The sequence below is a fragment of the Metamycoplasma auris genome, assembly GCF_003253435.1.
Classification (GTDB): Bacteria; Bacillota_I; Bacilli_A; order Mycoplasmatales; family Metamycoplasmataceae; genus Metamycoplasma; species Metamycoplasma auris.
The window spans coordinates 26,990-40,303 of sequence record NZ_QKUB01000006.1; the positions used below are offsets into that span (position 1 = coordinate 26,990).

At 27.2% G+C, this 13,314-nt stretch carries 9 protein-coding genes; 4 read left to right on the forward strand and 5 right to left on the reverse strand.

The window, feature by feature from the left end; all coding sequences use genetic code 4:
* Positions 1–398: 398 nt before the first annotated feature.
* The 4 genes from ftsH to BCF89_RS08305 all read right to left on the reverse strand — a co-directional run bounded on the left by ftsH (position 399) and on the right by BCF89_RS08305 (position 6,495).
* A complete protein-coding gene (gene ftsH, locus BCF89_RS02435) occupies positions 399–2,636 on the reverse strand; it encodes an ATP-dependent zinc metalloprotease FtsH (protein ID WP_111518669.1) in 2,238 nt (745 codons plus the stop codon).
* Between the two features lie 73 nt (positions 2,637–2,709).
* Positions 2,710–3,663, reverse strand: a complete 954-nt coding sequence (tilS, locus tag BCF89_RS08300; RefSeq protein WP_111518671.1) for a tRNA lysidine(34) synthetase TilS — start codon at positions 3,661–3,663, stop codon at positions 2,710–2,712.
* Positions 3,656–4,213: an aminoacyl-tRNA hydrolase gene (gene pth / locus BCF89_RS02445; protein WP_111518673.1), complete on the reverse strand. Its 558-nt coding sequence runs from the start codon at positions 4,211–4,213 to the stop codon at positions 3,656–3,658. The genes tilS and pth overlap by 8 nt, the downstream gene beginning before the upstream one ends.
* Before the next feature lie 5 nt (positions 4,214–4,218).
* Positions 4,219–6,495 (reverse strand): AAA family ATPase, encoded by a 2,277-nt coding sequence (locus tag BCF89_RS08305; protein WP_111518675.1) that lies wholly within the window; start codon positions 6,493–6,495, stop codon positions 4,219–4,221.
* A 139-nt stretch (positions 6,496–6,634) separates the two neighbouring features.
* On the opposite strand from BCF89_RS08305, the gene serS reads away from it, so the two are divergent.
* From serS to BCF89_RS08320, 4 genes are all read left to right on the forward strand, one after another.
* Positions 6,635–7,900, forward strand: a complete 1,266-nt coding sequence (gene serS / locus BCF89_RS08310; protein WP_111518677.1) for a serine--tRNA ligase — start codon at positions 6,635–6,637, stop codon at positions 7,898–7,900.
* Positions 7,901–7,998: 98 nt separating this feature from the next.
* Entirely contained in the window at positions 7,999–9,723 is a 1,725-nt protein-coding gene (locus BCF89_RS02465) for a hypothetical protein (protein WP_170108355.1), read from the forward strand.
* Positions 9,724–9,984: 261 nt separating this feature from the next.
* Positions 9,985–11,337, forward strand: a complete 1,353-nt coding sequence (locus BCF89_RS08315) for a coiled-coil domain-containing protein (RefSeq protein WP_111518681.1) — start codon at positions 9,985–9,987, stop codon at positions 11,335–11,337.
* A gap of 379 nt (positions 11,338–11,716) precedes the next feature.
* Positions 11,717–12,811 carry a hypothetical protein gene (locus BCF89_RS08320; protein ID WP_111518683.1) on the forward strand — a complete coding sequence of 365 codons (1,095 nt, stop codon included), beginning with the start codon at positions 11,717–11,719 and terminating at the stop codon, positions 12,809–12,811.
* 188 nt (positions 12,812–12,999) lie between these two features.
* On the opposite strand, the gene BCF89_RS02480 is transcribed toward BCF89_RS08320, so the two are convergent.
* Positions 13,000–13,314, reverse strand: a 315-nt coding sequence (locus tag BCF89_RS02480; RefSeq protein ID WP_146236474.1) for an IS3 family transposase, incomplete at its 5' end; no start/stop codon positions are given.

A 13,314-nucleotide genomic window follows, 5' to 3' on the forward strand; every position in this document is an offset into this window, starting at 1 on the left:
AATTGTTTTTTTTATTTGTATTAGAAGTCTATATCTAATTGTATTATCATAAATTTAAATACAAGAAATAAATAAGATAGTATATTCAATATGTAAATTAATAGGACATATATTTAAATAAATTAATTTTAAAATATGTAATTTAATATTTAACAACTAGGAGCTATTAGGTGTTGTGATAAGACTTTTTAATATCTAAATATTTTTACTAGAGTAAAACTGAATTAATTAATAAGTATAGTATTGGTAAATTTTTGCGCTGTACAATTTCTTACTAGAGTAAATTATTAGATTCATTTAAAATGAATTGTAAAATAATGACCATAGCTTAATGCTATGGTCTACTTTTTATATATTTTGATTACTTATTTGTTTAAATAAAATGTATTGGACTCATACTAATTTGAATTATTTGATTCTTCATTAGCTTTGTTTTTATCATCATTATTTAGATCATCTTCTTTATTTTCTGAAAATTCTTTTAATTTAGCATCTAAATCGTCTTTATATTTATCATCCTCAATTAGCTTTTTACCTGAGATCTCATTGAATAGAGTATTAAAATCTGCTTCTGAGTATTCTTCTTTTAATATTTCTTTTGTGTTAGTCATTTCCTCAGGTAATTTCATATGAGTAGCTATATATTCAATTTCTTCAGCAACAATTGTTTCTTTAATAATTAATGCATCTTTAATTAATTCAAGTAATTCACGATTTTGTGAAATTATTTCGTGTGCTTGTTTTTCAGCGGTTAAAATAATTTTTCTAATTTCTTCGTCAATTTCTTGACCTACTTTTGATGAGAATGAAGCATTCTTCATATAATCTCTACCTAAAAATGGATTTGATGCATCTTCTTCATACTTAATCGGACCTAAATCAGATAAACCTCATTCAGTAACCATTTTACGAGCAATATTAGTTGCCTTAGCAATGTCATCACTAGCGCCTGTTGAAACATTATCTTTACCATAAATAATTGCCTCAGCAACACGTCCACCCATAAATGAAGTAATAATGGCAATTAATTCAGATTTAGAGTGGTTGTACTTTTCTTCTTCAGGCATCATTAGATTATATCCTCCAGCTTGACCTCTTGGAATAATTGTAATCTTTTGAACCTTATTTCCACCCTTTAATTTAATTCCAACAACTGCGTGTCCTGCTTCATGATAAGCGACAGCAATATTTTCTTTTTCAGATATTGTTCTTGATTTCTTAGCAGGACCAGCCATAACACGATCGATTGCTTCATCAATTTGATCAAGTGTTATAAATTTCGAACGTTCTCTAACACTTAAAAGAGAGGCTTCGTTAATTACGTTTTCAAGTTGTGCTCCTGAAAATCCAGGAGTTCTTCTTGCAACTTGAAAGAAGTTAATCTTTGGATCGATTTGTTTACCTTTTGAGTGCAATTTTAGTATTGCTTCTCTTTCTTTTACATCAGGAAGTCCAACTGTAATTACCCGATCGAAACGACCTGGTCTTAATAGTGCTGGGTCTAGAACATCAGTTCTATTTGTTGCAGCCATAATTAGAATTCCACTATTTTCTTTAATTCCATCCATTTCAACTAGTAATTGGTTTAGAGTTTGTTCTCTTTCATCATTACCACCACCAATACCAGCACCACGCGATCTTCCAACGGCATCTAATTCATCAATGAAAATAATTGCTGGCGATTCTTTTCTAGCATTTTCAAACATATCTCTTACACGTTTTGCCCCAAGACCAACAAACATTTCAACAAAGTTTGAAGCTGAAATGAAGAAAAATGGAACATTTGCTTCCCCTGCTGTTGCTTTGGCAAGTAAGGTTTTTCCAGTCCCTGGAGGGCCTCCTAATAAAATACCTTTAGGAATTCTTGCTCCAGCAGCAGCATATTTTTTAGGATTCTTTAAGTAGTCAACTAACTCAAAAACTTCTTCTTTTACTTCTTCATTTCCAGCAATATCAGAAAATTTTTTGTCTGAATATACTCTTTGTGCCAAGGATTTATTGCCAAATCCAGCAATATCTCCACCAAAACCACGCATTGACATTGATTTTATACTAAAGATAATAGCAATAATTATTACTCCAATAAAAATTACATTTAAGGCTGGGCTTATATATCTTGCAAAAATCCCAGGTGTTGGAGCTGGTGCTGATACAACAACTCCCTTAGCATTATTAGAACCTTTAATTAAATATTCCAATGCTTCATTATAGGTTGAAAGTTTTGTAACTCCATTAGTTAAAGTACTGTTAACTAAATTTATAACACTATCTGGAAGTGTTCGATAGAGATTACCACTTAGATGTGTAGTAAATGAGTAAGAATTAAATGGATATGCGTTATTGCCGATAAGAGTTCCAATTTTTGAAGCATCGCCGTTAATTGTTACTTCAACAACATCCTTATAAGGATTTTCAACTCATCTTGAAATATAAATATTTGAATCTTTAGCAGTTTCCTTTATAGCTTTCCAAAGGAAATCTGGATTCTGGTATTTAATTGATGCAGCTTTTATTTGTTCGATTGCAATCAACACTAAGATAATTAGTGCAACAATACCAATGAAAATTCCAACAATGCCAAATAATCCAATTTTTCTTTTTTTTCTTGGAGGAGTTGGCCGATTATCTTTTTCCATAGTTATTTAATTTGCCTCCTTTTTAATTAAATTTTATTATTTTAATAGAATATTAAAAATTATAAAATAAAAGTTAACTTTTAGATTTTTTAATGATTTTTAGACATTTATCAACCTTTATTACTTCATTATTATCATTTATAATGAAGGATTTGTAATTTTTTTGAGACAATAAAAAACTCTTAAATGCTTCTATTTTATTGGTGGATAACTTTAGATGATCAATGTTTTGGTGAAGATAAATAAAAAGAATTTCATTTATTTGTTTGTCATTAAAATCTAATTTTTTATAGTTGTAGTTTGAGTTTTTAAAAGCAAGATATTTAGTCTCAACTTCTTTGTTATTTTTGCTTAATTTAGCATTAATTTCTTTTATTTTTTCAATAAAATATTCTTTGGTTTCCTTTGTGTATTCTTTTAATTGCAATCTTATTTTGTTTCTTGTGTAGATTGGAAGTTCATTGGTGTAATCAATTGCAAAAGGAATCTTATTTTCTTTACAAAAATCAATGATCTCATTCTTATATCATAAATAAAGCATCGGCCTAAATATATTCATTTCATTCAATCTGTTAGTTTGTTTTATGCCATAGAAACTAGGATTTCTTTTTGATTGTTTTTGAAATAAATAAGTCTCAATTAGATCATCTTTTTGATGTGCTAATAGCAAACATGAAGCATTATATTTTTTATATAAATGAGCATAAAAAGTATATCTTTGCTCTCTTGCTATCTTTTGAAAATTTCCAGTATTTGGTTCATCTTCTTTTTTTAGAATAAGTAATTCGTATCTTATTTGATGCTTAATGCAAAAGTCTTCAACAATTTTTTGATCGATTGTTGAATTGTGACGATGATTATAGTTAACACAAGCAACAATAATATTTTGATTTTTCATCAAATCAAGCATTCACATTGAATCTGGGCCACCACTTATACCTAAAATAAATGTTTGGTCTAAAGGAATATGATTTAGAATAAATTGTTTGAAGAATAACTTTTGTATATCTTCTATCTTGTTATTCATAATTTTTCTTTGAAAAATGATTCATAACGTATCTTATATCGTTATAAATAAAAGAAATTAAAGCTTCTGCTGAATAATCAATAACTTTTTCAATAATTTTGAAATCTTCAAAACTAAATTTACCAAGCACATAATCAATGATATTGGAATCTCGACCAATTCCTATCTTTAAGCGTTTAATTTCTTCAGTATTTAAATGTGAGATGATACTACTCATTCCTTTGTGCCCGCCAGACGAACCCTTTTGGCGGATGTTTACTTTTCCTAATTGTGTATCTAAATCATCATAAACAATGATGATGTCATCAATCAAAATATCATAGTAATTAGCAATAGCACGGACAAATTCACCACTATTATTCATATAAGTTAAAGGTTTAGCTAAAATAAATTCATTATTTTTAAAGAACACGCCATTGAATTTTTTTTCTCTAAGAGGAGCTTGTAATTTCTTTGCTAATTGATCAATCACCATGAATCCGACATTGTGTCTTGTTTTTTCATATTCTTCACCAGGATTACCTAGTCCTACAATCAATTTAAGTTTCATATATTCTAATTAACTCCTTTTTTATTTCATAAAAATTTAATATTAGTTATTCGATTTGAATCACTATCATTTTTAATTCCAAATTCAAGTGCATCACTTTGTCCAATGATGACACTATATTGTTGTGCTCTTGTAATCGCCGTATAAATAAGTTTCTTGCTTAGTAGACGTTTAGCTTCAGAAAATAGCACAACAATTACTGCCTTAGTTTCAGAACCTTGATATTTGTGTACACTAGTGCAATAGGCTGGGTATGTATTTTCAAAGAAGGCTGCTCTTTTGTATGTAATATCCTTTTCATCGAAATCAAATTCAACAGTAATATGTGTTAGGGTTTGTTCTTTTTTGGTTTTTGAAGCACCATAAATAAATTTTGAGATATAGCCAATTTCACCATTGAAGACTTTTAATTTTGGATCATTGACAAGGTTGATTACTTTATCTCCTAAAGCTAAATTTCGTTCACGGTAACTTACAATTTCTTGTTGTTCTTTTTTTCTAAAGAAATTATTTAATTCTTCGTTGAGTTCATCAATACCTGTTTCATATTTATACATTGGACTTAAAATTGCAATATCTTTTTTTGAATAACCTTTTTTAAGTAATCAGTTAATTTTTGCAATTAATTCTTTTTTTAATTCTTTTCGATCACATTCAATAAATTCAGAATTCTTTCCTAAAAAAGAAGGCATAATTCCTTGATTGATTTGAAGTGCATCTTGAATAATTTCATAATTTTCAGCTTGTCGATAGATTTTTTCTAAAAATATGGTTTTAAAGATTTCTGACTCAATGAAATCTTTAATTAGATAACCTGGACCAATGGCAGGAAGTTGATCCTTATCACCAACAAGAATTATTTTTTTTAGCGACTTCTTTTTTATGCCTTTCATTAATGCATAAAAAAGATCTAATGAAACCATTGAGAACTCATCAATAATTAAGCATTCAATTTCAATTGGATTTCTTTCGGTGATATAAAAGTAATTTTCATCAGCATCTCATTGAAGGAAACTATGAATTGTTTGTGCTTTAATTTTTTCTTGTCTATTATTGATATTAATTGTAGCGCGACCAGTTGGGGTTAGGATAGCTAAATCAGATGGATGATATTTAGTTAGTAATAAGGAAATAATTTCATTAATAATCAATGTTTTTCCTGTGCCAGGATTTCCTGTGATAAGAACTAATTTATCATCTAGTGCACTTTTAATTGCATGCATTTGAATTTCATCAAATTGATTTGAAATGCGACTTTGAATATTAAAATCTATATTTTGTTTGCTAATGTCAAATAACTTATTAATAAGATATTTTTCCATATAGATAATATCTCTTGTTGTGTAATAAATGCCATCTTCGTATTCCAATTCAATTAGATAAACTTTTTTTAATAAGATTTGCTTTGCTTTTTCAAATTCAATTTCATCCCTAACTAAATTAGAATCATTAAAATTTTTTCATAGTGTTTCTTTTAGATTTTCATTTTTTATCCTAGTATTACCACTGTTAAAAAAATACTCGGATAAAAAATGATATAAGTAAGTTGCATTCTTATAGACTAGCGAACTTTTAGAGTATTCATTTGCAATCTTATCTATGTCAGATATTCTTATTCTTTTATCATCATCAGCATCAAAATAATATTGATAAACATTGTCATGATATTCATCCAAAAACTCACTAAGATTTTGAAATTTCTTAGATAATTGCTTATAACAATTGAAACTTATATTTAACTTAAATAAGTCTTTAATTTCAGTTATGAAAGCATAATTATTTTTTATAATTCCTTTGAATTCAACTCAATCATCCTGATTAATTCCGAATGTTTGTCCATGAATACTTTGATCATTCAATATTAAATTAAAAATATCTTCTCCTAATTCAGATACAAGAAGATTTATTTTTGAATCAACAATACCTTTGAAGATTGGCAATTTTAGTACTCTAGATAAATAGTTAAGATTATTTGTTGAGTCATCTTTCTTAATAACATTAAATTTTGAATTATCAAAATCAACAAGATAGCTATCAGGGTATTTTGAAGCCTCATTTTTAATCAGATTTAATTCATAACTTTCTTCATTCAAAATTATATTTAGTTTATTAAACATTGAATCTTTGAAAGTTATTGAAACACTGCCATATTTATTAAGTGTAACTGGGTTTTTGTCATCATTTTTTTCGATATAAAAAGACACAATCAAAATACTACTGTCTTTTGATTGTCATAAAATTTTGTTAAATTTTCCAATTACTTTATGAGTTTGGATTCCCATATCTTATTAATTGTAACATAAAGGCATTTTTTAGTTAGACTTTATATCCTTTACTGAATAATCTTACTTTTATCTAAGTGAGTATAAATTTAATCTAAAAAAAAGTATAAAATTTAAATAACATTTAAGGAGAATTCAAATGATTGACTTGAAATATCTTTTAAAAAATAGAGAAGAAATAACAAAAAAACTACTTACAAGAAACTTTGACCATTCAATTTTAGATGAACTATTTACTTTAGGAAATAAAAGAAACGAATTAATTCATTCTTTAGAAATTCTACAAGCAAAAAGAAATAACTTAAGTGAAGAGATTGGAATTAAAAAAAGAAACAAGCAAGATTGTAGTGACTTGCTTGGAGAAGTTGCATCCATTAATAATCAAATAACTTTAATTAATGCAGAAGCATCTTCAATAATTGAAAAAGTAGATAGCCTAAGACTTCAGATTCCAAATATTCCTTATGATGATGTTCCTATTGGTCATGATGAAACTTCGAATGTATGCTTGAATGAACATTCCAATTTAGGTCGTGGTTTAGTTAAAGGTGTTTTAGCACATTATGAAATTGCAACTAAACTTGATATGATTGATTTTGCGCGTGCAACTAAGTTAGCAAAATCAAGATTTGTAGTTTATAAAAATGATGGTGCAGCACTAGTGAGAGCCCTTGAAAATTTCATGCTTGATACACACATTAAAAATGGATATAAAGAAATTATGCCAATGCATTTAGTTAATTCTTCAATGCTATATGGTACAGGTCAATTACCTAAATTTTCTCAGGATTTATTTAAGATTGAAAATGAAGATTTATGATTGATTCCAACTGCTGAAGTCCCAGTAACTAATTTTCATTATGATGAAATTCTTAATCTTGAACATCCAATTAAGTATGTTGCATATACAAAATGTTTTAGATCTGAAGCAGGAAGTGGAGGTCGTGATACAAGGGGAATTATTCGTCAACATGAATTTCATAAAGTTGAGTTGGTTAAATTTGTTAATGAAGAAGCATCACTTGAGGAGTGACAAAAGACAGTTAATGATGCTAAATTAATTTTAGAACTTCTAGAAATTCCATATCGAGAAATCTTATTATCAACTGGGGATATGGGGTTTGGCTCAGCTAAGACAATTGATCTTGAATTATGAATTCCTTCAGAACAAAGATATCGTGAAACAAGTTCAATTTCAATCTACAAAGATTTTCAATCGATGCGAGCAAAAATTAGATATCGTACAAAAGATGGAAAAACTAAATATGCTCACACAATTAATGGATCAGGGATAGCGATTGATCGAGTTGTTGCAGCAATCTTGGAAAACTATCAAAATCCTGATGGAAGCATCTCAATTCCAAAAGTATTGATTCCATACATGAAAAAAGATCTAATTAAGTAATTTTTAAACACAAATCCAACCCTTTGATTTGTGTTTTTTCTTTATTAATAAGGACAGATAATTTAGTTATTTTAATTTAATGTAAAATGTATTATATTATGAGGAAAGATATAAAAAAAACTTTATTTTTAAGTATCCTAATTGGAATAATAACTCCAATTTCGATTATTTCAGCAAGATGCCAAAATACCAATAATAATACAAATACAAATAAAATTGATAACCATCCACATGATGAACCTAATCCACAACCTAACCCACAACCAAGTCCACAACCACAACCAAGTCCACAACCACAACCAAGTCCACAACCAAGTCCACAACCAAGTCCACAACCAAGTCCACAACCAAGTCCACAACCACAACCACAACCTAATCATCCTATTGATAGTAAATGAAAAGAAGAAATGACTAAAATTAATGGAATTAGTATAGATAAATTTGGCGGACTTATAAGTTTATATAGTCTAAACAGTAATATGAGTGTTGTTGATGCAATTGAATTACTAAAGCAAAATAAACAAGATAGAAAAGAAAAGATTGAAATTTTAGATCTTAAGATTGAATCATATGATGAAAAACTTGGCGAACTAGAGATTGAAATTTCAATTAAAATCAATGAAAAAGTATTGAGTAATAAGAATGTTAAACTATCTGGTTTTAAGAAGATAGAAGTATTTAGTAGAGAAAAAATTAGTCTTAGATTAAACAAGGAAAAATTGTTTGAAGACAATAAAACAATTGATAAACTTCAAAATAACGATTTGTTAGATTATATAACTATTGAAGGCATTTCATCTACTTCACATCAAACACTTAATTTAGTTGATTTAACCAAGAGTAAACCAAATAATTATTTCTTTGATAAAACTAATAGTCCAAGACTTTCTTCTGACAAAAAAGGCCTTATTTTTACTTTTATATCTAAGTATACTAAAAAAGAAAAGAACGAATCCCCTCAACAAATTGAAGAAAAAGTTGAGGTTCTTAATAAACATTTTTCAGGTAATCCTTCAATATCAGATAAAGAAGCATTAGACTTCATTATAAGTAATTATATAAATGTAAAACAAAATATTGATAAGAGCAATTTCCCTTCCTCTTTCTTAAATTTTTATCGAAAGTCTCATAAGATAGTTGACAATTTTGTTGAGATTGATGATACGAAAATTAATTATTTCAATAATAATGATGGTGAGCAAATTGAATTTGATAATCAAAAAATTAGTGTTAACGACTTAGCAGGAAGTATTGAAATTTCATTCAATCTAAAGATTAAAAGAAACGGTAAGGAATCCCATTCAAATACTAGAACTTTTGCATTTGATGGATTTAAGAAATTAGATGCGAAGTATTTAGAAAATTTCGATATTCAAATTGAAACGACTGAATCATCTGGAAAGAACTTTATTGAAAGATTAAAAAAAGAATATAAAAAATCTCAATCTCTTAATTTAGATAGTGTTATTAAATATTTAAATTTAAATAACACACCGGAAAGAAATTTACTAAGACTAATTAATGAAGATAATGAAAATGCAAAATTAGAAGTGCAAAATCATTCAATAATTAAAATATATGGAAATTCAAGTCCAATTAATGAGAAAATCAAAAACGAAACTCAGATAGAATTCTTTAATGGAAAAAATGAATTATTTGAAATCAGTAATCTTGATGTTAAATTCAATAAGATTGAACTTAAAAGTTCTAGTGATTCAAAGGTATTTGTGGATTTATACTATGATCTAAACTTTATTCTTTCCTCACATAATCAAAATATATCAATCCCTAAAGTAACCACATTTTCATTTAACAAAAATTAAAAACACAAATTTTTAAAAAATCTCAGTCAATCTGAGGTTTTTTATGTAAAGAATTCTTAAATATTTAAACTAATATTAAGATATGTATTTAAATAAATTGAATTCTATTTTTGTCAATTAGTCAATAAAATTAAATATGCAGTTCAAAATTTTTAGTGATGAAAATGTAAAATTTCGCCTTTTTTTTGTTTCCGGTTATAAAATAGAACTAACCAAGATAAAAAACACTTATAAAAGGAATACAAAAGAAAGAAAAAAACTATGAAAAAAAGTCTTGCATTATTACTAGCTGCATCATCAATTGTAACAATTACTACTCCGATTTTAGCAGCCTCATGCAATAAAAAAGAGGTTAATAAGGAAGAGTTTAAAGAAAAGAAAGAATTTAAGGAATTGATTGAAAAAGAGGAAGCAAATCTTAAGGTTGATTCTAAACTAAGCAAAGAAGCAAAAGAAAAAATTAATAATTTAATTAAGGAAGCCAAGCAAAATTTATTAAGGTTAAAAAATGCTAATGAATTAAGCGATGCAATTTCTAAATTTAAGAATGCTATAAAAGATATAAAAGATGAAAAAAGCACAACTGAACCAACTAATCCTTCACAACCAATAGCTCCTAAAAAACCAATTATTCCTTCACAACCAACTGAACCACATGATTTTTTAAAAAGAATATCCGACTGAAATAGTATTTTTATAGATAGTCCAACAGGTTCTGATATTACAGGTTTTGATTTTTATCCATATTATGGAAAACATGAAATTAAAAAGGTAATTGATTCACTTAATTTTTATGTAGAAAATATTTTAATTAAAGAAGTCAATAAAAATGACGAAGTAGAAAATAGCAAAGAAAAGGAAATAACTTCATTAAGAGATAAAAAAATAAGTGAAATAAAGGATAAATATAATAAGTTAAAAAAAGAATTTGAAAACAATCATGAAAGTAGTCTTTTATTATCTAAGATATTAGAAAATGAGTCAGTTGAAGATGAAAGTAAACTTATTGATGAAGAGTTAGATGAAATTAAAGAAACATTAAAAGAAGCTAGTGAGCAACTAAATGAATATCAATCAATTATTGACCAAAGTAAAAAATTGCTAACTGAAGCAAACATGTTGCAAAAAGAAATTGAATCTAAAGGAGAATTGGTTAAAACAATAAAGGAACCACAAGATAAAGAAAAACTTGATGAAATAAATAAAGATATTGAAACCAAAACTAGAAGAAAATCAGAAATTGATAAATCACTAAGTGAAATCAATAATAAACTTGCTGAGGCTAATTTATTTGTTAGAGAATATGAAGCGGATGTTAAAAGACTTAATAAAGAATTAGAACAAGCTAAGGCCGCAAAAGAAGAAATAACAAAGAAATTAGTTGAATATAAGAATAATGTAAAAAAATTAAACTCAACTATTGAAGAATTTGAGAAATTAGATAAGTTAGAAGATGAAGAAATTAAAGAAATAATGGAAGAATTTAATGAAGAAATCCAAGACTTAAACTTCTATTATTACGAAGAAGAGCAAAATAAGAAAAAAGAAATAAATCGAATTAAGTCATTAATTTCTAAATTAGAAAAAATTATTGATAAACATAAAAAGCAATAAAGACAATTATGTTAATTTAAAGAAATTATTAAACAATTAAAAACTTAAAATTTAAATATATTGATTAAATGTCAATATATTTTTTTGTTTCATTGATAAGTTTATTTATACAAATAAGACTTATTTTTTTAGATAAATATATATTGAAATATTTGATATTTTTTATCCATTTAATCTAAATTATTAAAAATTAATTTTTAATATAAAAATCAAAGAAAATGGCAATTTTTCAGTGATTTTTTATCAAAAATGCCACTTTTTTCAACAATTTTAGACTATTTTTTTTTTTTTTTTTTGAAGGTCATACAATGTAAATTGAAGGGAAGGTTAAATAACAAAAATTAATTAAGAAAAATAACAAAAAAACACAATCTAAAATATGAAAAAAAGTCTTGCATTTTTATTAGCAGCAACCAGCGTTGCAACAATCACTACACCAATTTTGACAATCTCATGTGGAGATAAAGAATCAAAAGAAAAGAAAGAATTTAAAGAAGAGATTACTAAATTAGAAGCACAAATAAAAACTGAAGGTAAACTAAAAGCAGAAACTAAAATTGCTCTTGAAAAAATTGCTTCAGATGCGAAATTACAATTAAATAAACTAAAGACTCCTGAAGATTTCAAGAAAGCCACTGAAGAGCTTAAGAAAAAAATCGAAGAAGCAAAAAACGAAAAAAATGAAGGTACCCCAGTAACACCTCCTCCAAGCAAACCAGGAGATTCAACTCCACCAAAAAAACCAGGAGAAACTACACCAGGTGGTTCGCATTCAACTACACCAAAAACTCCTTCACCAAAAAAACCAGACTTGAAACAAGTAAGTGCTTGAAATGCAGCATTTAATTACAGTGCAACTGGAGAAGATATTGGACGTAATTACTCAGATTATAAAACAATAAAAGAGCGTAATTTCTGAAAGAACTTAGACATTGAAGCTATTATCAATGAAGAAATCAAAGAAGTTCCAGAAACTAAACCATCAGCAGCACCTACACCACCTGCTGAAAAACCTGCCGAAGAGGATGCTAGTCTATCTGAAGTTGATAAAATAGCCAAAAAATCAAAGGATATTCTTATTCTAGGCAAAGATGCTAAAGATGAAATTGAATTGCTTAAGAAAGATGATAAAAAATACACCCTTTGATACGATAGAAATAATAAAAAAATCGTTATGACCGAAGGCAAAAAACCTCCATTTGGTAGAAATTTTAAAGGCATGAAGTGAGATCTTTTTGATCTTAGTGAAAAAGTAAACGAGATTGGAAATGAAATTCAATTAATCAATGCTAATAACCCGACATTTGAAGTACAAAAAGGTGATAGAAAATTTACTAATTTATCAACTCGAATAGATTTCAAATTCGATGATAAAAAAGAAAATATAATACTTGAATATAAGATTGGTAAATTTATCAAGGGAAAGGACCCTGAAGTTTCCAAGGAAAAGAATTCATCAACAATAAAAATATAATGAGAATCAATTAAATTAAATAAACTACTTTTGTATAAAAAAATGTAAAGTAGTTTATTTTTTGCTAATTAGTAAAAAGCACTTCAAAACATAATATATTGCTATAAATTTCTATTTTTTTAGTTTACTAAATCCAAAAAAAGGGAAAAAAATTAATTTTTTGCAGAGTCCCCCAAAAACCGGAATGTTTAACTGCTGTGGTTGTCCCTAAATTTAATTGGGGACAACCCAGCGGTTTTATAACTAATTCGTTCCGCGTTATATCAGGCGATATAACTGTCTATTTTATCAGTAAGCTCTTCTATACTTTCAATTTTTCGATTATAAAACATTTCTTTTTTCATAATTCCTATAAGATTTTCTATTGAGGCATTGTCTAAACAGTTGCCCTTTCTTGACATACTTTGAGTGACATTAGCATTTTCTAAAACTTTAGAAAAAGAATGATGTTGATAATGGAGTCCCTGGTCAGTATGAATAATTGTCTCTCCCGGGATCACTTT